Genomic DNA, 20,016 nt, shown 5'->3' with positions numbered 1-20,016 from the left:
CCTGTTTAGTCTGGCCGGTATTGCTCAAGAAAGCGGATCACCTCGCGCGTCAACTGGCTTGGAGTCGAGGCACCGGCTGTGACGGCAACGCGTTTTTTGCCCTGCAGCCATTCTGTTTTCAGTTGCGAGATATCCTCGATGCGCACAGCCGGAACGCCTGCCAGTTCTTCCGATACCTGTACGAGGCGATTGGTATTGTTGCTACGCGGGTCGCCGACGACGATGGTCAGGTCGGCGCCTTTGGCCTGCGCCACGACCGCCTCCTGGCGGCTCTGCGTGGCGGCGCAGATATCAATATGTACCTCCGCGTGCGGGTACTTCTCTTTAATATACGCGATGACGCGGCGTGTGTCCCATTGTGAGAGCGTGGTTTGTGTCGAGATAGCCAGTTTTTCCTGTTGCTGCGGTGTGAGAGCGAGGGCATCGACATCGGCCTCGTTTTCGATCAGGCTAATATGGCCTGGCACTTCGCCGAGGACGCCTTCTGGTTCGGGATGGCCTTTTTTGCCGATATAGAGGATATAGTACCCCTTTGCCACCAGGTCGCGCACGAGATCGTGCGTCACGGTAACATCGGGGCAGGTGGCATCGATACAATTCAGCCCGCGCTCGCGAGCCCTTTGCTTTACCAGGGGAGAAACACCATGGGCGGTGAAAATGACGGTACCCTCTTTGACCTGTTCCAGGATGCTGGCACGGTCGGGCCCATCCAGTGTAATCACACCGAGGGCAGTGAGTTCTTCTATCGCGTGACGATTATGCACAATCTGTCCGATGATATAGATCGGGCGGGGCTGTTGCGGGTCTTTCGCCGTTTTACGAACTATTTGCAATGCATCAACTACGCCATAACAATAACCACGCGGAGATATTTTGATGACTTCCATATATTCCTCAATACGATAAACAGACCATACCTGCGCTATTGCATTATGAAAGGGCCGCTTGAGGACGGCCTCAAGGGTGCTAGATATCGGAGGGCGACCTCAAGAATACGCCCATACAATGACTACGAGACAATTCTTGAAAAACCTACTTTATTGTATCACGCCGTTAAGAAATTGGCACTTCTGCCTGGGAGAGAATGGAGCGAATATCGTCGGGTGTGTAGAGGCAGACGGCGGGCAGGAGGCCGACCATCTCTTCAATTGAGGTAGAGGCGGCGAGGTCGAAGATAAGCAGGGGAGTATGGCGTCCGACGCAGCCGCGCGCTATGGCCGCGGCGGTGATCAGTCCCGGAGCGATGGGAATATACATTAGCAACTGCACTTGCGGCAATAATGAGGAGATACGTTCGGGTGTATCTTCCTGGTAGATGCGCTTCATGCCTGCTTGTTGCAACAACAATGCGTATGGGCGGCGTAGTTCCTGCGGCCCGATCAAAAGCGCGGAGCGGCCACGCAGCCCACCCAGGCAAGCGTCAGCAATCGAGACTACCTCTGGTACAAAGTGTTGCGTCGTCAACGATTTCTCCCCTGCTTTATGGTTTCCTTTTGAGTTTGGTTTCAGGTTACACTTTAATACTAGCGCATATGGCTTTGTATATCATCAGGTGATTACCTTATTTTTGATGGGGAAAGCAGATGAGGGGAGGGTATAATACCACCCCGCTATGTTATAATAATCCCTGAACACTCGTTCTTACATACAGAAGCATTATACCCATAAACGGAGTCTGACCCAAATGCCGATACGCCAGCTTGCGCCTGATGTTGCCGCCAAAATCGCCGCCGGGGAGGTCGTCGAACGACCGGCTTCCGTGGTGAAAGAGTTAATAGAGAACAGCATCGATGCTGGAGCCACGCAGATTCGCGTCGATTTGATGAATGGCGGATTGCAGCTTATCCGCGTTACCGATAATGGCTGCGGTATTCCGGCGGAAGAGTTGCCGCTGGCGCTGGCAAGACACGCGACAAGTAAGGTTGCTCAGATTGATGATCTGGAACATATTCGCTCGCTTGGCTTTCGAGGTGAGGCCCTGGCCAGCATCGCTGCTGTAGCCGAAGTCACGCTGCTGAGCCGTCATCGTGGAGATGCGCATGGCGCGCAGGTAAGCGCCTCTAACGGGCGCATTTCGGAAGTCAGCACGGCTGCTTCCCCAGAGGGCACGACACTCACCGTGCGCAATCTCTTCAGTGCTGTTCCGGCGCGTCTGAAGTTTCTGAAGAGCCGCAACACAGAGATCAGCCATTGCCATCACCTGCTCGAGCAGTACGCGCTGGCATACCCGGAAATTCGTTTCAGCGTCTACAGTGAGGGACGGCCTATTTTCGCGACGCCCGGTGATGGACAACTTTCAAGTGTGCTGATCGAAATCTATGGTTTGCAGGTTACCGAGCAAATGGTTCCTATCAGCAGTCTTGATGGCACCGAGAAGGACCAGGACCCCGAACGGCCCGTCGTCACCGGCTATACCAGTCTCCCCGCCTGTTACAAAAGCACGCGCCAGCACATGTCGTTCTTCGTCAACCGGCGTTGGGTGCTCAGCCGCATGCTCAGCTACGCTGTCGAGGAAGCGTATCACTCGTTGCTGCTGCCGGGGCGCCATCCCATCGCCGTCGTTAACATTGCGCTCGATCCCTCACAGATCGATGTCAACGTTCATCCCGCCAAAACCGAGATTCGTTTCCTCAGGGAGAAACGAGTGTATGCCGCCATCCTGCGAGCCGTGCGAAAAGCAGTGCTGGAAGAGGCAGCGATACCGGAATGGGGCAGTGGAAATCTTGCCAACGTGCGGGGAAACAGCATCAATGTGGATGATGAGATCGAGAGAAGCGAGACGGCAATCGGCGCCATAGAAGATGCCGGTGTAGAAGCCGAATTTACTGCACCTTTGAACGCTACCAAAGATTCCAGCATTGATAGTGAGGCTGAGCCTGGTTCCAGCCCTGGCACTGAGGATGTACCGGCTTATCCGCAGGATAATCCCTGGCTTACTGTTACCGAAGAGGAGACGGGTACGAAGCCACCTTTGTTATCGAGATTGTGGCAGAGCCACGTACATAGACCGGAACCCGCGCAATCTGAGTCTACTCAAAATGGCCCGCAGGCGAATCTGCCTGTGGCAGCTACGTCAGAACCTGAGCCTGGAAAGATGGACAATACAGCACTTTCCTGGGAAACAGGCGCACATACAGCAGCGCCGCCAGAGAATGCCGGTACATTATTCCAGGCTCGTCACCTGCCGCCCTTGCGCGTTGTTGGACAGCTTTCGCAGAGCTATATTGTGACCGAGGGACCCGATGGCATGTACCTGATTGACCAGCATGCCGCGCACGAACGCATCTTACTGGAGCGCATGGTAGCAGCACTTGAGTCACATACGTCTCTCTCGCAACTGCTGCTTACACCTGTTGTGCTTGACCTGGCTCCGAAGGAGATGGAAGCGATTGAAGACCACCTGCAAGACCTGGAGCAGATTGGCTTCTCGCTGGAGCTGCGCGATGACAGCACGCTGCATGTCAAGGCAGTGCCGAGTGTGCTTATCAAGCAGATAAATGCGCGCTCAGTGCGCGAACTGCTGGCCGAGTTGACCGCGCCGGAGGACCTGGGACATGCCGGCACATGGCAGGAACACGCGCTGGCGAACGTGGCATGCAAGGCCGCGATCAAAGCCAACTATTTTCTTACGGTCAGTGAGATGCGTGAGATGATCGAGCAACTGGAACATACGAAGGCTCCCTATAGCTGCTGCCATGGTCGGCCCACGATGGTGCATTTCAGTCTATCCGCGCTAGAGCGCGAATTTGGGAGACGCTAGTGCTTGGGAACGTGTTGACCTCTGCGGCCAGTTGGAATAGCGAGCAACCCCTGCTCAGCTATTCCGTTCCGGGTGAACTAGAAGGAGAACTGTGTGCCGGGCAACTGGTTGCCATCCCTTACGGAGACAGGCTGGTCGAGGGCATTGTATGGAGCGTGGAGGATGATAGGGATGAAGATGAAAAATTACGTCCTATCTCGACCATTCTTGATCCCGAACCGGCTTTGCTGGCTCATCAGCGCGCGCTGGCAGAATGGATGGCCGAATATTATGTCACGCCCCTGGCGCAGGTCGCGCTGATGATGCTCCCGCCAGGATTGATACAGCGCTCGAAAGTTGTATTGCACCTGATAAAAAGCGAGGATGTGGAGCACAATGAGGTTGCGCAGCGAGCCTTTAGTCGCTTGCAGGCGCTGATCGGCCTGCTGCTGGCAGATGGAGAACTGGACATCGAACGCCTGCGCGAGATGGTTGGTCAGAAACGCGCCAGGGAGGTTGTGCAGGAGGCGCTGGCCAGCGGCCTGATCGAGCGTGAACCACAATTGGATGCACCACGCACGCGCACTCGTCGCAAGCGAATCGTGCGGCTCATCTCGCAGGGCGAGCCGCTCGATTCCTGGAAACGACAGGCAGAGGCTATGTTGCAGGCAAGCCTGCCTGAACCCGGACAGATTGTGATGGCGTCAGATAACGTGCGCCGTCGTCCTAAAAAAAGCGTGCCTGATCCCTGGGCCATTCCTGGTTCTGCTACCGCGCTCACGCTCACACCCCAGAATCGCGCGGGCTTGCTAGCACAGCGCCAGCTGGCCGCGGTCAACCTGCTGCAACACGACAAAAGTGAGCCTGGGATGAGCGCACATTGGACGCCGGGTATGCTCTGCAAAGCCAGCGGCCTGACTCCTAAACAATTGCAAACCCTGGTAGACCAGCATATCATTGCCATCGAAGAAATCGAGGTAGCGCGCGATCCTCTCATGGGCCGCGTCATCCCGGCCAGCGCGCCACTTCCTTTAACAATAGATCAGCGAGAAGCATTAGAGCAGATTCTGGCAGAGCAAAGCGATGCTCACCCACACTGGCCCATCCTCCTACATGGTGTTACTGGCAGTGGCAAAACAGAGGTTTATCTGCAAGCCCTGGCGGATGTGATTGCCAGGGGCAAGCGCGGCATTGTGCTGGTGCCGGAAATAGCGCTGACGGCCCAGGCAATCCAGCGCTTCGCGGGCCGCTTTCCTGGGCGCGTTGCCATTATTCACAGTGCGCTCACTGCTGGGGAGCGTTACGACGAATGGCGGCGCATCCGGGCGGGGCAGGTCGATGTAGTGATCGGCTCGCGTTCCGCCCTCTTCGCGCCGGTATCAGACCTGGGCATCATCATCCTGGATGAAGAACACGAGCCGGCCTACAAACAAAATGAGCGCCGCCCGACCTATCATGCGCGCGAGGTCGCCATCAGGTTGGGGTATATCCTGCGCATACCGGTCGTACTGGGTAGCGCAACGCCTTCTGTAGAATCGTTCTACCGCGCCGAACGCGGAGAATATCACCTGGTCGAGTTGCGCAACCGCATCGGAGCAGCGCTGCCCCCGGTTGAAGTGATCGACCTGCGCGGCGAGTTGCACGCGGGCAATACCAGCATTTTCAGCCGACGCTTGCAAGACGAGTTGGAACAGGTTTTGAATAAGGGACAGCAGGCCATTCTTTATCTGAACCGGCGCGGGGCGGCAAGTTGCGTCTTGTGCCGGGAGTGTGGCTACGTGGCGATGTGTGACCGCTGCGATGTGCCGCTGACCTATCATTCGACGGAACGCATTCTGCTGTGCCATTATTGCAATGGGCAAGGCAAGGTGCTCGACATCTGCCCGCAGTGCAACAGCGTGAGCATGCGCTACTTTGGCCTGGGGACGGAAAAAGTGGAGGATACGATTGCGCGTCTTTTTCCCGGAGCGCGGTTGCTGCGTTGGGATCGCGATACGGCTAAACACCGCCGCGCCCACGAGCAATTGCTTGATCGCTTTGCCAATCGCGAGGCAGATATACTGGTTGGCACGCAGATGATTGCCAAGGGGCTTGATTTGCCGGGAGTGACGCTTGTCGGGGTTATCTCAGCAGATATTGCCCTTATGCTGCCCGATTTCGCGGCTTCTGAACGCGCATTCACGCTACTCACCCAGGTGGCGGGGCGGGCGGGACGCGGCGAGGAGGCCGGGCGCGTAATCATTCAAACGTTCAATCCCCAAAACTTCTGCATCGATGCCGCCTCACGCCACAATTACCATGAATTTTACGAGGCTGAAATCGATGTGCGCCGCCGCTACGGTTATCCGCCCTTTCGCCAGTTCGTCAAGTTCACCTACAGTCACGAGAACCGCCGCCGCTCGCAGAACGAAGCACTGTTGCTACGTGAGAAGCTAGATCAATGGATCGAGCGGCTTGGGCTGGCACAAACTGATACCGTTGGACCGGCTCCCGCCCTTATGGAGCGGATACGAGGCAAATATCGCTGGCAGATGATCGCGCGCGGCCCCGACCTGCATCCTCTCTTGAGGGTAATCGATACTCCTGGCTGGGAAGTAGACATCGATCCGGTGAGTACGATGTAACCCTGGCCCCCTGGCGAGCGCAAGGCAAACAGATAGCTCTAATAAAATTTCGTCGGCCTGACGCGGATGCCCTGCGAGTAGCTCTTCGCCATTTCCTCAGCAGTCGTGTTCATTTCTTTGAAATCCGCGGCATATTTTTGCTTGTACGCGGCCAATGTCGCATTGATATCCGGGTCGGTGAGTAACTCGGCCTCGCCGTCAATGACAATCACATCTTCGCCGCCGTCCGTATTATCCAGAGCCAGCGTGACATGCGAGCTATGACGCAGGTTGCGCACCTTCTGAGTATTGGGCTGGCTAAAAATCAGGAACTGCTCGCCATCCCAGAGAAACCACACGGCTACCATATGCGGCCGGCCATCAGGACGCACCGTCGTGAGCCAGATGATGAGATCACTGCGCAATCGCTGGTCAACATGAGCATTTTTAGGGTGTATTTGATCTGACATTATAGACTCCAGTTTAGTGGTGGTTGTGATTCTGGTCCAGGTTCAAGAGAATTTGCCTGGCTTCCTCAGCAGTTTGAGCGTCTACCAGTTTGAAGAAGAGGAGTTGCAAAGCCTGGGCATCCATGAGCTTCTCAACCTGTTGTTGAGCAGACGATGCCATCTCCGGGAATTTTTTCTGGACGTAGCCCAGGAGCATATCTTGCCTCCCTCGAATGAGACCTTCCTCGCGACCTTCCTCGCGACCTTCCTCGCGACCTTCCTCAAAGTATTCCTGTCCGATTTCTTTATAGACCCAAGATTCACGCAAAATATCCTGGAACATGTGAAACCTCCTCTTGAACCATGCGCTTTCGTCCGTGCCTTCTTTGAACACCAGCCCACCCAGCAAGCGAGTGAGCGCCAGCAGGTCATATTCCTGTGCCCCAGTCAGTTGCTCAATTGTCTGTTCCACCACTGCTGGCTGCTTGCCGCCTTTGCTCAAAATGGCAAGGGGCAGTAAACCCAACCACCCGTGGCGAAAGAAGAACTCGGCCGGTATCTCCCATAATTGTATCACGTTAAAGTAAAAACGATACGCTTCGCGTCCATCGGGGTGCCTGTGAATATAGGGTGATTGAATTACTTCCCCGACCTTGCGCAGGTAAATCACATACGGATACACTTCCCAATGATCGTGTTCACGAGATGCTGAGATGCTATATTCGGTCAGGCGCCGCCCCATCTCAGGATCACGATACGACTGAAACTCGATCAGTAACAGTCCAGGCTCTCCATAGGCAGCAACTTCAATCAATGCGTCCACGAAGAGCGGCTGGCTTTGTAATTCAACATTTAAAGTGCGTACGAATGTGGCTTCCGCCATCAACCAGTCAGTAAAGTGCTGCGCATAGGTTTTGACCATGCGCTTCAAGATACTATCCCATAGTCCTGCCATCTCAAACAAGACCCCCTATTGTTTCTTTCTGCCAGCAGTATAGCAGAGCGGAAATGGCCTGTCGAGAACATTACTACTGATGGGCTAAGGTGCGCTAACTCATGTCGCTCTGTGACTACTAAAAAGCCTTGACTCTACCCTCAATCTCATGTTACTATTGCTGCATGAGCAAGAAGAACACCTGCCAGCTCACGTACTTGCTGGCAGCAGCCGACCATCCGAATAAACACATGTCACATGGTTTCGCCGCATAAGCCGGGCACATTTGCTTATGCGGCGGAAAGTGGTGCCGATGCCTTACCGCAGCTTCTACTCAAGCGAGCTTGAGTAGAAAGTCTTTGCTGTATTGTTTGTGTCTACTGCTCTCCCCAATCAAACACTTCTAAGCACACTCACGCTCACCATACTCTCCAAAGCATTGCTTTTGTCACCGGCTAACAGCTTCTCAGCTGCACATCTTTTCCCAATTTGTCGTCTGGTCAATGATCAGTCTGCGCAAAAAAATGCAGGCAGAAAGAAAAGGAATGAGCAATGCTTTTAGTCAATTTTTCAAAAGTGAGCAAAGATTATGGTGGCAACCCCATCTTCCGGGACATCGACCTGGAAATTATGGAGAGTGAGCGCATTGGACTCGTCGGCGAAAACGGCGGCGGCAAATCGACGCTCTTTAAATTGATCGCCGGTCTTGAAGACCCTACCAGCGGTACGATCTCGCGCCGCCGGAACCTCACCATCGGCTATCTTGCGCAGGAGGTAGACCATAATCAGAGTCATAAGACCGTTTTCGAAGCGGTTTCAGAGGTGACGCAGGAACTCGTCGCCCTGCCGGAGATGCTGAGCGAACTCGAGGCAAAAATGGCCGACCCGGAGATCGCCGGGGACGAGGAAGCCCTTACCGCCATTCTGGAGGAGTACGGCAGAGCGCAGGAGCGCTTCGAGGTCCTGGGCGGCTATACGCTCGAACATAAGGTCGAAGCTGTTTTGCACGGCCTGGGTTTCGGCCCCGATTGGTACGATATCGAAGTGGGTATGCTGAGCGGAGGTGAAAAGAAACTCGTCAACCTGGCGCGTATCCTCATTAAAACGCCAGATTTGCTGCTGCTCGATGAGCCAGACAATCATCTTGACCTGGAAGCTAAGGCGTGGCTGGAACAATACATCCAGAGCTACCCTGGCACCGTGATGATTATCTCTCACGACCGGCAGTTGCTTGATAGAGCCGTCAAGAAAATCTTTGAGCTGGAAGACGGCAAAATCTCGGAGTACGCGGGTAACTATAGCTATTACTTTGAGGAGCGGCAGAGGCGGCTGCTCAAGCAATACGAACTGTATACCATACAGCATGATGAGATCAAACGCCTGGAGGTCAGTATGCATCGTCTCAAGGGTTGGGCCAAATTGAACGACAAGTTCGCGGGCCGTGCTGAAGATATGGTGAAGCGGATTGAGCGGGCGAAGCAGGAGGCTGTGGATAAGCCGATCCTGGTACGCGATAAGATCAAGGTAAATCTCGATGCCGACCGCAGCGGCAAGAAGGTGCTGGAAGTGAAAGGCTTGAGCAAGTCCTATGATGGGCGCGTATTGTTCGCGCCGTTTGACTTCACGCTCACCTATGGCGAGCGCGTCGGTATTGTGGGAGCCAATGGCAGTGGCAAGACGACGCTGCTGAAGACGATGCTTGGTATGCTGCCTGCCGACAGCGGTTCCGTGAAAATCGGGGCCAGCGTGGTTGTTGGCTACTACGCGCAGGAGCAGGAGACGCTGCCATTTGACACCACGCCGCTCGATTTCATTCGTCGCCTGAAAGCGATGAATGAACCGCAGGCCATCAGTTTCTTGCGCGGACTGCTCTTTTCCTACCAGGATATCCATACACCCATCCAACGCTTGAGCGGCGGAGAAAAGAGTCGCTTGCAACTGGCGCGGCTGATGCTCACCGACGCCAACTTCCTGCTGCTGGACGAGCCGACGAACAACCTGGACATCGCATCCGTCGAGGTACTGGAGGCGGCATTGCAGGAATTCGACGGCACCATACTGACCGTTTCGCACGACCGCTATTACCTGGATAAGATCGTGACGAAAATCCTGGCCATCGGCGAGGATGGCCGTGTGCGTCTCTATCCAGGGAATTTCTCGTATTACTTTGAAAGGAGACATATGGAGTAGAAACTCGATCAGCCAAAGCTGGGCATATCCCTGGGTAGCGAATTGAGATTATCGGGAGGGCGATCTACGACGGCGACTGTGCAGCGAGACACGCAGACGAGTTTGTCGTTCTCATCAGTGATCTTGATGTCCCAGACATGCGTGGTGCGACCACGATGTATTGGTGTTGCGACGGCCGTAAGTTGTCCTTCGCGTTTGGGCCGCAGGTGGTTGGCGTTGATCTCCAATCCAAACGCCATCTGCCTGCTGGCGTCGATATTCAGTACTGTGCCCAGCGATGCTACCGACTCGGCCAGCGTTACCGAAATGCCACCATGCAGGTAGCCGACCTGCTGGCGATGATTGGGGCCGATGGGCATAGTCGCAACCACTTTATCTTTTTCGGCCAAGACTAGCTGAATATCAAGCACATCCCAGACCGATCCTTCGCGCGTGCTATTGATATGAGCTACCATTGCTTCGCTGGAAATATCCATATTTGTGTAATCCTCTTTCTTGTTGAATGTTAAGCCTGCTGTGCCAGGCAGGTAATGCTCTATTATATGTGACGAGGGCAAGCTACCGTTCCCTTGACAATCCCATCTTGTAAACGAGATACTGTTGTTAGTGTTTCAATCCAAACGGGTTCGGGAAAGTGTCCGACCCTGCTGGTAGGAGAAAGGATATCACGAAACTCGTAAAGGTCAAGTGGAAATGCACTTGTAACTTTCCCTACCCGGCAAAGAAGGAGTATCGCGTATGTTTGATAAAAGTAAGATTGGTTACAGCTTTCCCCCATTCACTATCGAGGTCGAGCGAGGCAAAATTCGTGAACTGGCCCTCGCTATTGGGGACGATAATCCGATTTATTTCAGTCGTGAGGCGGCACAGGCGGCCGGATATGCTGATACGCCGTTGTACCCTACCTCGCCCACGACGTTCACGTTCTGGGGCAACGCGAAGATGGGCGGCAACCTGTCAAGCCTGGGCATCAACGTGATGCGTATCCTGCATGGCGAAGAGGAGTATGAATACCTGGCTCCGGTCTATCCAGGCGATACACTGACGGGCGTGATGACCGTGGTGGATGGCAAATCGCGCCAGGGCCAGGGCGGCTCCTCGATGGATATCATCACCACCGAGACGCAGTATACGAATCAGCACGGTCAGGCTGTATTGAAAGCCCGTACCGTGATTGTTGTGCGCGAATAGGAGATCTGGAGGTAATCGATGACGACCAATGCTCAAGAAAAGACAGGTGGTTTCCAGGGAGCAACCATACGCTATTATGAAGATGTGGAGGTAGGCGATGCCCTGCCGAAGCTGGTAAAAGCTCCGGTCACACACCTGCAACTCGTGCGTTATGCAGGCGCGTCCGGCGATTTCAATCCCCTGCACACCGATCCCAAGTTTGGAGAAATGGTCGGCACGGGCGGCATTATTGCTCACGGCATGCTGATTATGGGCTTTGTGGGGCAGCTGCTTAGCGACTATGTGGGACCGGGCGCGCTGCGCAAATTTGGCGTGCGATTCCGCGGCATGACACGCATCGGCGACGAGATCACCTGCACCGGCCAGATCACCGAGAAATACGAGGCCGATGGCGAGGCACGCATCGCCGGAAAAGTGCAGGCCGTTGATCAAAATGGCGATGTCAAAGTGACAGGCACATTTGTGGCGGCGCTGCCACACCGACCATAAAGGAGACACACATATCATGGGCATGCTTGATGGCAAAGCAGCTATCATCACCGGCTCTGGCCGCGGCATTGGCGCGGCTACCGCCAGATTATTTGGAGAACAGGGCGCGTCGGTCGTGGTCAGTGATCTCGATCCCGCGCCGGCAGAAGAAACCGCGGCCGCTATTCGCAATGCAGGCGGGAAGGCTATTGTCGTAGCCGGCGATGTGACCGATCCGGCGTTTCCGGCGCAGCTCATTGGTGCGACGCTGGATACTTTCGGGGGCATCGATATCATCGTCAATAACGCCGGTTATACGTGGGACGGCGTCATTCAGAACATGAGCGACAAGCAGTGGTATGCGATGATCGATGTGCATACGACGGCTCCGTTTCGCATTCTGCGCGAGGCTTCAAAGTTCATCCGTGAAGCAGCAAAAAAAGAGATGGAGGCCAATGGGCGAGCAAACCCGCGCAAAGTGGTCAATGTTTCCTCGGTTTCGGGTGTCTACGGTAATGCCGGGCAAGTCAACTATTCCACGGCAAAAGCCGGCATTACGGGACTGACGAAAACGCTGGCTAAGGAGTGGGGACGCTACAATGTGCAGGTTAATTGCGTCTGCTTCGGCTTCATTGAAACGCGCCTGACAGCCGCGAAAGAGAGCGCCGAGAAGATCGAGCGCGATGGAGAGCAGATCGCGCTGGGCGTACCCGATCAGATGCGCCAGTTCGCTCCGATGCTCATCCCATTGGGCCGTCCTGGCACACCGGAGGAAGCGGCTGGTCCGATCCTGTTCCTGGCTTCACCCTTATCAAATTATGTTTCGGGAATCGTGCTGGAAGTGACGGGTGGACGGGCGCTCTAAACCCGAACATCTTTCTTCCTCAAGAAATAAGCAATAGCAAAACCCAGCGCCACCACCATCACAATCAGGGCGAACCAGACGAGAAAAAGATAACCGGCGCTATTGTGATAGACAGCATTATCTCCTAATAATTTGTCGCCGGTCAGGATATTCTGGTCGTTCAAGCCGATGGTTGAGCCTAGCGCGGCCATGGACCAGCGAACGGCGAAGAAGAGGCCGAGGAACTGCATGATGCCGCCGGTGAGCGGGAAGATGGTGCCTGAGAAGATTACCTGGGGAATGAGGATGATGGGGATAAAACTCATGGCGCGGTCGTTATTGGGTGCCACGGCAGAAACCGTCAGGCCGATCATCAACCCGGCCAGCGAGGTGAGGGCGAGCGTGATGTAGAGTTCCAGAGGCGGTGGCAGGAAGATGCTTGAGTTCATGTGAGTAACCAGGCTGACCATGAAGACCAGGACGGCGCTCTGGAAGAGGCACAGGACGCCCAGCACAACAATCTTGGAAAACATGTACGGCAGGATGCCCAGGTTCACGGCCCGCTCGCGGCGGTAGATGGCGGCCTCTTTGACAATTTCACGCGCGCCGTTGATGCAGCCGAACATGACGGCGGCAAATGCCATTACGAATAAGACTTTTTGCGCGTCAGCTGCATTAGGGTTGAGGGAAGTAAAATTGGCACTATTAAAAACACCGGTACCTGACTTGAGCGCGTTCGTGATGATGAGCAACAAAATGAAGCCGATAATGGGCGCCTGCAATAGCAGGATGAGCAGGTTGCCAGTGTCATTTTTGAGCAGTTCGATATAGCGCAGAGAAAGCAACCGGAACTGCTTCCAGGGATCGCCGCGTTTGGCAGGCTTTGCCAGTTCTGCCTGTCCCAGCACGTTGGTACGGCCGGCGGGTCCCATGCGTAGTGGTTCTGCGACGTATTTCTGGTAGTCAGGCGAGTTTTTGAAGTTTCTCTCGGCCTCTTCGGCCACATTCGGGTTATTCTTTGATGGCTCCAGCGCGCCATAAATTTCGGCGAAGTCGCTTTTATTGAAGAATTTCTTGGCCTCGTCCGGCGGGCCGTAATAGACCAGGCGGCCACCGGCGCCCAGGAAGCAGACATAATCGCAGGTATTGATGTTATTGGTGGCATGCGTCACCAGCACAATGGTGTGTCCCTTGTCGGCAAGGCGGCGTAGCAGGTACATCATTTTGCGATCAAGGCCGGGATCGAGGCCGGAAGTGGGTTCATCGAGGAAAAAGATACTGGGTTTGGCGAGCAATTCCAGGGCGATGGAGACGCGCTTGCGCTGACCACCGGAGAGCTTGCTGACCAGCAGATTGCGACGGTCCTCCATTTCGACATCGGCCAGCACCTCGTTGATACGCTGGCGAATCTGGTCTTCAGTGAAATCCTCGGGCAGGCGCATTTTCGCGGCGTAGTAAAGCGCGCGCTCAACGGTCAGGTCGCGATGAACGATATCATCCTGCGGCACGTAGCCAAGTTGCGTGCTGAAGGCGGCCAGCGAGCGGTAGTAATCCTGGCCGTTGTAGAGGACCTTGCCTTCGGTGGCGGGTCGCAGTCCATTGAGCGCATCCATCAGGGTGGATTTGCCGGCGCCGGAACCGCCGACGACGGCTACAAACTTCCTGGGTGGTATCACCAGCGAGATATCGTTGAGCAGGATGGTCCCATTGTTGCCGGTCTTCTTAAGGTGCAGCGCATCGATGCGAATGCCGTTGCTTTCGTCGACCTGGGTAAGTTGGGTACCAGTATAGATGAGCTTGAACGGGCCAATACGTATCTCGTCGTTCGGATTGAGGTTCTGGCTGGAAACGCGCTGACCGTTGACATAGACATGGTTGGTGCTGCCCAGGTCGATGATGCGGTAGCCACCGGGTATGTGTTGCAAACGCGCGTGATGCGCCGAAACCTGGGGATGTTTGAGAACGACCATATTATCCGAGTGGCGGCCAATGGTGATGACCGGCGCTCCCAAAGCGATGGGGTGAATTTCGGGCAGCGCTTCCTGCAAGGCTCCGCTGCCATCATTATAGCCCAGGGTCACAAGCGTGCCATTCTCATCACCGATGCGGAAGATATCTCCCCGCGTGAGGACTTTGCTGAATTGTTCATCCCCGCGAATATGACGACCCTGGTAGAGCATGCCGTTGAGGGTGCGCTGCTGGCGGGCCTGGGGATGCGGATGTACGAGGACGAGGTCGCTTCCCTGGCGGACGATCTGGGCGTGAAAGGCGGAGACGATGGGTTCGTTGATGACAATATCATTTTTGGGGTCGCGTCCGATGGAGATGACGGGCTTGACGAGTTGAAAACGCTGCCTGTCACGTGAGGTATTCGTGCTGATCTCGAGTGTGGGAACGCTGACGCTGCCAGCGCCATCCTGTGGTGCTCGCTGCGTGAACAATGTCTCCTGGGCCGCGGGTGGAAGAGGAGCGGATGAACTGCGGACAGGAGCCGGGGTGAGCGCCGGTACCGGCACAGCAGGAGAGAAAGGGGATAAGCTATAGCCGCCATCAGGCCCTCCACTAGAAGAACTCGGGCTGGCTGAAAGAAAGAGAAAGGAGATAATGCCGCCAAGACCGATATTGTCGTTGTGACGAATGAACGCTTGCTGCACCTGGCGCTGGTTTACTGTGAGGGAGTTATTGTTCGCCAGTTTCTCAATGCTCCATCCCGAGGGAGTATACACGATACGAGCATGGGAGCGAGAGACAGACTGATCGGTAATGACAATATCGTTGGATGGATCACGACCAATTGTCATAGTCAATTTAGTGAGCTGAAAGCTGGTACCCACCTGGGGACCTGTTAGTATGGTGATCTGAGCTGAAGGCGGCATATTCTGGTTATTCACACGCGATCTCCCACCGGCTATAAGTATGATCGGCTGAAAGGAGGCTCGAAAGGCACCGATCTCTTGTGTCTGCAATTTTACTAGAAAATATCATTTATGGCAACAGGTACCATATAAGCAAAAGATTGTGTAAGCGATCTCAAAAGAGGCTAGTCATTCCACACAGGAATATCAACTTGTTCCATCACCTCTTCCATCCACCCCTCGCCATACTTCCACCCACCATACATCAGCAGATTCGGCTCGCCCGTCGCCGAGATATTGCCGTGATTTTCGAGGAGAAATGCGCGTAAACGTTCTGGGGTGACGGCGAGTGAGCGCAATTGCTTGATCTCATTATCTTCAGGCGTGCGCGTCAATACCTCCTCCAGCGGGATATGCAGACGTGTCAGGAAGCAGAGTTCGGCGTGCGGATTGATGATATCGTAGACGACGCCAAGACAATATTGTTCGGCGATATCGGCAGGCTGGATACCGGTCTCTTCGCGCATCTCACGTCGCATGGCCGCGAATGGATCGGGCTTTTCCTGTGCATCCCTATCCATATTGCGTTCAAAGAAGCCGGCGATGACGTGATAGCGCCCGGCATGAACGGCAACATGCTGGCGCTGTTCGTAGAGGATGAAGCCGTCGCCGGTTTCGACCACCGAACACACGGCGAGCGGGTTGCTCAACTGCTCGCGACTATAGCCCCGCATGAAAGCTGGCTGGCGGCTGGCGGTATATTCCTTGTAGGTCGTGTCGCCAAGGGTGAGATGCAGGATTCCCCCGTGTACCGCAACATGTACAAGACGAAATAAAGGAGCGTCGAAGAGAGGAAATTGCTGCTGGCGAGCTATGGCAAGCTGCTGCTGCCATAGCTGATCTATTTGCGCCTGCGCCGATGAATCGATGGGCATGCGCAGCGATGGGTTGTAGGCAATCTGCACTTCGTGCTGGCAGAAGAGGCCGCGGGCGAGGATTTCAAATTCGAGCATGCCGGCTATTCCCATTCAATGGTGGCCGGGGGCTTGGAGGTGATGTCGTAGACGACACGGTTGATGGCGGGCACTTCGTTGACGATACGGTGCGAGATGCGAGCGAGCAGGTCGGGCGAGAGGCGCGCCCAATCGGCGGTCATGAAGTCGCCGGTGGTGACGGCACGGATGGCGACGAGGTTGGCATAGGTGCGACCATCGCCCATAACGCCGACGCTCTGCACAGGGGTGAGGACGGCGAAGGCCTGGCCCAACTCGCGATAGATGCCGGCACGGCGTATTTCGTCGATGACGATGGCATCGGCGGCACGCAGGATTTCCAGGCGCGCTTCATTGACGGCACCTATAATACGAATGGCGAGGCCGGGACCGGGAAATGGATGTCGCCATACCCAGTCTTCGGGCAGGCCCAGCGCCAGACCGATTTCACGTACCTCGTCTTTAAAGAGCAGGCGTAGGGGTTCGACGAGTTTCAGTTGCATGTCCTCCGGCAGGCCGCCGACGTTGTGATGCGTTTTGATGCGCACAGCGGTGGAGGCGGTATCATGGCTGGTGCTTTCGATGACATCAGGATAGAGCGTACCCTGCGCAAGGAATGGGATCGGCCCGCCCTTTTCGGCGAGGAGGCTTGCCTGCTCTTCGAAGACGCGGATGAACTCTGCGCCGATGATCTTACGTTTCTGTTCGGGGTCGATCACGTCTTGCAGGCGGTCGAGGAAACGCCGGCGGGCATCGACGGCGACAAGCGGGATATGCAGGTGGCGCGAAAAGGTCTCTACGACCTGTTCCGGCTCGCCGGCGCGCAGCAGACCGGTATCGACGAAGATGCAGGTGAGTTGATCGCCAACTGCGCGATGGACGAGCAGGGCCGCGACCGCGGAGTCGACGCCGCCGGAAAGTCCACAGATGACCCGCTGCGAGCCGACGCGGCGGCGAATCTGTTCGATAGCCTCTTCGATAGCGGATTGTGTGGTCCAGTTGCCTTCGCAGCCGCAGATGCGATAGAGGAAGTTGCGGATGATGTCCTTGCCCTGCGGCGTGTGCGTGACCTCGGGATGAAATTGGAGTCCAATGATGCCCTGGGCGCTGCCGGTAGCGGCGATAGGATTGCTTTCAGTGCGCGCAAGTACCTTAAAGCCCTCGGGAAGGATGTCGACGCTGTCGCCGTGGCTCATCCATACGGGTAGTTCTCTCGCTGCATCGATGCCGTCGAAAATACGATAGAATTGGGGGTCGGTGTTGGGGTCGAACAGCAGCGAGAGGGTGGCGGGGCCATATTCGCGACGCCCGCTGGCAGGCGCGACGTGTCCACCGAGTTGTTGTGCCAGCAACTGCATGCCATAGCAGATACCCAGGATGGGCAAACCGCTGTGAAGAATGGCGGGGTCGCAAATTGGCGCATGTTCATCATAGACGCTGGCAGGGCCGCCGGAGAGGATGAAGCCTTTGATGTCCAGGTGTGGATTCGCTTGCAACTGCGCGAGGGTGGTGCCGGCAGGCACAAGTTCGCTGTAGACGTGGCATTCGCGCACGCGGCGGGTGATTAAGCGGCTATATTGCGAACCGAAGTCGAGGACGATGATGGCCTGGCGGCGCTGCGAGGGCTGCATAGTGTACCTCTTTAGCTACGCGGTCCGCCCGCGACATAGATGATCTGACCGTTGACAAAGCCGGCCTCATCCGAAGCGAGGAAGCAGATGACGTTGGCAATATCGCGCGGCTGGCCGACGCGCCGCACGGGGATCACCTTCGAGGCCTCGGCGATCACCTGGTCGGGATCGAGTCCCTGGCGACGAGCAGTTGAACGGGTCATTTCGGTATCGATGAAGCCAGGGGCGACGGCGTTGACGGTGATGCCGAATGGGCCGAGCTCTATGGCTAACGTCCGTGTGAAGCCCTGCAAGCCCGCTTTGGCGGACGAGTAGTTGGCCTGCCCGCGGTTGCCAAGCGCGGAGGTGGAGGATAGGGAGACGATGCGCCCATATTTCTGCTGCACCATGTATTTTTGAGCGGCACGGCTGCACAGGAACGCGCCTTTGAGGTGGACGTTCATGACGGTGTCCCAGTCCTCTTCCGACATTTTGAAGAGCAGGTTATCGCGGATCACGCCAGCATTATTGACGAGGATGTCTAAGCGCCCGAAATGGGCGGCAGTTTGATCGACCGCGTCCTGTACATTGGCGCTATCGGCCACGTTGCAGCGTAGTACGAGGCCTTCGGACCCAAGACGGTCGAGTTCGACCGCGACCTGCTGGCATCCTTCGGTATCGATATCCGCGAGCGCGACGCGAGCGCCTTCTTCGGCGAGTCGCAAGGCTGTTGCGGCTCCAATGCCGCGACCGGCGCCGGTGACAAAAGCGACACGCCCATCAAGCCGTCCCATAGATGATTCACCCTTTCTGTCATTTCGACTATAAGATATGACGAAATAATACGGTTCAAGAGACCGATAATGAATTTTCACGACCACTTAACCAGGAGGGCAAAGACTCCTCGTTTCAGTGCCATGCTTCTTATTGAGTATATCACAGGGTGTGGAACCTTGACATGGCGCGCTCGCACCTGACATACTGTTAGCTGTATTCTAGCCGGTGTTTAGAGAAAAGAAGATATAGTGGCAGGGTAGCTGTCCCGGCAAATCAGAGCAATTCCTGCCAGAATCCCATGGTAATTATCTACTTGCCTGAGTGCTTTGCGGCCAGGCAGGATGAAAAGAGAAGGAGCATGTCGCATGGGTACAGAACAGAAACATTCAGGGAAGCCTGCCAATCGCTGGCTGCGCTGGGCTTTACTTAGTTACACATTGGCAAGTCCGGTTATAAACAATGCCTTAGAGCGTCTGCGCCAGCGCTCGCAGAAGCTGCCGGAGGTGGCTCAAGGACTGCAGGAGAACGCAGGCGACTTACAGGCAGACGCGGTCAATCGCCTGGAAGAACTGACGGCCGAGAGCCGCCAGCGGGTCATCCAGCAGGTGAAACGGTTGCGCCAGCAGGCAAAGCAGTTGGAGGCGCAATCAAAGCAACTACGCAAGGCGGTGCGCGAGGAGACCAGGCAGCGCCGCAAGCTGCTCAAAGAGATGAGTAAATCCGGCATCGACTGGAGCCAGGGCTTGCTCAAGCAGGGAGGCCAGTTGACGGAGGAAATCGTTGAGCGTGGCGGCAAGATTTTCGAAGATGTCGTTGAGCGTGGCGGCAAGGCTACCCAGGATGTAGCTGAGCGCGGGGGGCAGGTCATGCAAGAGCTGGCCAAACGCGGTAAAACGGCCACCAGGGAGGCGCTAGATCGAGGCGAGGAGTTATTACACCCTGTGCGAGAGCGGAGAGGCCGCTTCTGGGCACTGGTTGGTTTTGGCGTTGGCCTGCTGGCGGCGACGTTTATTACCTACCGCCTCGTGCGGCGGCGCGTTGAACTACAAGAACTGGCCGAGGATGAGAGCATCGAACTGCCCCAGTCGCATGGGTGGAACGGTGCCGGCAGCGCCGCAAGCTCCGAGCCGCCAGCAGGGGAGATTCGGCGCGTCGATGATATTGGCACGGCTGTCTCGACCCAGCCGGTGATCGATGTGGAAGAGATGATCGTGAACGAGGATGCCTCATTCGTAGGCGTTGCCAGCACGCGTTTCTACTATCCCACGGGAACCACACTCGAAGGCGTGGAAGACCTGGTCTACTTCACTTCGGAGGAAGAGGCGCAACAACAGGGATTCACGCGAGCCGAAAATAGCTAATAA

The 20,016-nt window shown here is 55.8% G+C and carries 16 protein-coding genes; 7 read left to right on the top strand and 9 right to left on the bottom strand.

Going from position 1 to position 20,016, the window contains the following annotated elements; translation table 11 throughout:
• Nucleotides 1-5 precede the first annotated feature (5 nt).
• Together VFA09_00900 and VFA09_00895 are read right to left on the bottom strand one after the other, a co-directional pair.
• Nucleotides 6-887, bottom strand: coding sequence for a 4-hydroxy-3-methylbut-2-enyl diphosphate reductase (locus VFA09_00900; GenBank protein HZU65809.1), 882 nt, complete (start codon nt 885-887; stop codon nt 6-8).
• A gap of 166 nt (nt 888-1,053) precedes the next feature.
• Entirely contained in the window at nt 1,054-1,464 is a 411-nt protein-coding gene (locus tag VFA09_00895; protein ID HZU65808.1) for a hypothetical protein, read from the bottom strand.
• 220 nt (nt 1,465-1,684) lie between these two features.
• Here VFA09_00895 and mutL point away from each other — a divergent pair, with 220 nt between their 5' ends.
• Entirely contained in the window at nt 1,685-3,760 is a 2,076-nt protein-coding gene (gene mutL / locus VFA09_00890; GenBank protein ID HZU65807.1) for a DNA mismatch repair endonuclease MutL, read from the top strand.
• A complete protein-coding gene (gene priA / locus VFA09_00885) occupies nt 3,760-6,363 on the top strand; it encodes a primosomal protein N' (protein HZU65806.1) in 2,604 nt (867 codons plus the stop codon). The genes mutL and priA overlap by 1 nt, the downstream gene beginning before the upstream one ends.
• A gap of 38 nt (nt 6,364-6,401) precedes the next feature.
• Here the strand turns inward: priA and VFA09_00880 are convergent, their stop codons facing one another.
• On the bottom strand, nt 6,402-6,812 hold the full coding sequence (locus VFA09_00880) for a TIGR03667 family PPOX class F420-dependent oxidoreductase (GenBank protein HZU65805.1): 411 nt from the start codon (nt 6,810-6,812) through the stop codon (nt 6,402-6,404).
• A 13-nt stretch (nt 6,813-6,825) separates the two neighbouring features.
• Nucleotides 6,826-7,746, bottom strand: a complete 921-nt coding sequence (locus VFA09_00875) for a hypothetical protein (protein HZU65804.1) — start codon at nt 7,744-7,746, stop codon at nt 6,826-6,828.
• Between the two features lie 531 nt (nt 7,747-8,277).
• On the opposite strand from VFA09_00875, the gene VFA09_00870 reads away from it, so the two are divergent.
• The gene (locus VFA09_00870) at nt 8,278-9,915 is read left to right on the top strand and encodes an ABC-F family ATP-binding cassette domain-containing protein (GenBank protein HZU65803.1); all 1,638 of its coding nucleotides are present in this window, start codon (nt 8,278-8,280) and stop codon (nt 9,913-9,915) included.
• Nucleotides 9,916-9,923: 8 nt separating this feature from the next.
• Here VFA09_00870 and VFA09_00865 read toward each other — a convergent pair whose 3' ends face one another.
• Complete coding sequence (locus VFA09_00865; GenBank protein HZU65802.1) at nt 9,924-10,391, bottom strand: PaaI family thioesterase; 468 nt, start codon at nt 10,389-10,391, stop codon at nt 9,924-9,926.
• 262 nt (nt 10,392-10,653) lie between these two features.
• Between VFA09_00865 and VFA09_00860 the strand changes: the two genes are divergently transcribed.
• The 3 genes from VFA09_00860 to VFA09_00850 are packed head-to-tail and all read left to right on the top strand — an operon-like array spanning nt 10,654 to nt 12,439.
• Nucleotides 10,654-11,106 (top strand): MaoC family dehydratase N-terminal domain-containing protein, encoded by a 453-nt coding sequence (locus VFA09_00860; protein HZU65801.1) that lies wholly within the window; start codon nt 10,654-10,656, stop codon nt 11,104-11,106.
• A gap of 18 nt (nt 11,107-11,124) precedes the next feature.
• Complete coding sequence (locus VFA09_00855; protein HZU65800.1) at nt 11,125-11,595, top strand: MaoC/PaaZ C-terminal domain-containing protein; 471 nt, start codon at nt 11,125-11,127, stop codon at nt 11,593-11,595.
• Nucleotides 11,596-11,611: 16 nt separating this feature from the next.
• The gene (locus VFA09_00850; protein HZU65799.1) at nt 11,612-12,439 is read left to right on the top strand and encodes an SDR family oxidoreductase; all 828 of its coding nucleotides are present in this window, start codon (nt 11,612-11,614) and stop codon (nt 12,437-12,439) included.
• On the opposite strand, the gene VFA09_00845 is transcribed toward VFA09_00850, so the two are convergent.
• From VFA09_00845 to VFA09_00830, 4 genes are all read right to left on the bottom strand, one after another.
• The gene (locus VFA09_00845; protein HZU65798.1) at nt 12,436-15,309 is read right to left on the bottom strand and encodes an FHA domain-containing protein; all 2,874 of its coding nucleotides are present in this window, start codon (nt 15,307-15,309) and stop codon (nt 12,436-12,438) included. The two genes, VFA09_00850 and VFA09_00845, sit on opposite strands and share 4 nt — an antisense overlap.
• 149 nt (nt 15,310-15,458) lie before the next feature.
• On the bottom strand, nt 15,459-16,286 hold the full coding sequence (locus VFA09_00840) for an NUDIX hydrolase (protein ID HZU65797.1): 828 nt from the start codon (nt 16,284-16,286) through the stop codon (nt 15,459-15,461).
• A 5-nt stretch (nt 16,287-16,291) separates the two neighbouring features.
• Entirely contained in the window at nt 16,292-17,896 is a 1,605-nt protein-coding gene (guaA, locus tag VFA09_00835) for a glutamine-hydrolyzing GMP synthase (protein ID HZU65796.1), read from the bottom strand.
• A gap of 11 nt (nt 17,897-17,907) precedes the next feature.
• Complete coding sequence (locus tag VFA09_00830; GenBank protein ID HZU65795.1) at nt 17,908-18,669, bottom strand: beta-ketoacyl-ACP reductase; 762 nt, start codon at nt 18,667-18,669, stop codon at nt 17,908-17,910.
• A gap of 348 nt (nt 18,670-19,017) precedes the next feature.
• On the opposite strand from VFA09_00830, the gene VFA09_00825 reads away from it, so the two are divergent.
• Nucleotides 19,018-20,013, top strand: a complete 996-nt coding sequence (locus tag VFA09_00825; protein HZU65794.1) for a hypothetical protein — start codon at nt 19,018-19,020, stop codon at nt 20,011-20,013.
• The last annotated feature ends 3 nt before the right edge of the window (nt 20,014-20,016 follow it).

It is taken from the genome of Ktedonobacteraceae bacterium (assembly GCA_035653615.1).
Lineage (GTDB): Bacteria > Chloroflexota > Ktedonobacteria > Ktedonobacterales > Ktedonobacteraceae > DASRBN01.
Note: the sequence above shows the minus strand (reverse complement) of the source record. Positions and strands in the feature narration are given on the sequence as shown.

Excerpts from the sequence above, each read along its gene's own strand:
- VFA09_00900 (HZU65809.1), bottom strand. The coding sequence starts at position 887 with ATGGAAGTCATCAAAATATCTCCGCGTGGTTATTGTTATGGCGTAGTT.
- mutL (HZU65807.1), top strand. The coding sequence starts at position 1,685 with ATGCCGATACGCCAGCTTGCGCCTGATGTTGCCGCCAAAATCGCCGCC.
- VFA09_00880 (HZU65805.1), bottom strand. The coding sequence starts at position 6,812 with ATGTCAGATCAAATACACCCTAAAAATGCTCATGTTGACCAGCGATTG.
- VFA09_00875 (HZU65804.1), bottom strand. The coding sequence starts at position 7,746 with ATGGCAGGACTATGGGATAGTATCTTGAAGCGCATGGTCAAAACCTAT.
- VFA09_00870 (HZU65803.1), top strand. The coding sequence starts at position 8,278 with ATGCTTTTAGTCAATTTTTCAAAAGTGAGCAAAGATTATGGTGGCAAC.
- VFA09_00865 (HZU65802.1), bottom strand. The coding sequence starts at position 10,391 with ATGGATATTTCCAGCGAAGCAATGGTAGCTCATATCAATAGCACGCGC.
- VFA09_00860 (HZU65801.1), top strand. The coding sequence starts at position 10,654 with ATGTTTGATAAAAGTAAGATTGGTTACAGCTTTCCCCCATTCACTATC.
- VFA09_00855 (HZU65800.1), top strand. The coding sequence starts at position 11,125 with ATGACGACCAATGCTCAAGAAAAGACAGGTGGTTTCCAGGGAGCAACC.
- VFA09_00850 (HZU65799.1), top strand. The coding sequence starts at position 11,612 with ATGGGCATGCTTGATGGCAAAGCAGCTATCATCACCGGCTCTGGCCGC.
- VFA09_00840 (HZU65797.1), bottom strand. The coding sequence starts at position 16,286 with ATGCTCGAATTTGAAATCCTCGCCCGCGGCCTCTTCTGCCAGCACGAA.
- guaA (HZU65796.1), bottom strand. The coding sequence starts at position 17,896 with ATGCAGCCCTCGCAGCGCCGCCAGGCCATCATCGTCCTCGACTTCGGT.
- VFA09_00830 (HZU65795.1), bottom strand. The coding sequence starts at position 18,669 with ATGGGACGGCTTGATGGGCGTGTCGCTTTTGTCACCGGCGCCGGTCGC.
- VFA09_00825 (HZU65794.1), top strand. The coding sequence starts at position 19,018 with ATGGGTACAGAACAGAAACATTCAGGGAAGCCTGCCAATCGCTGGCTG.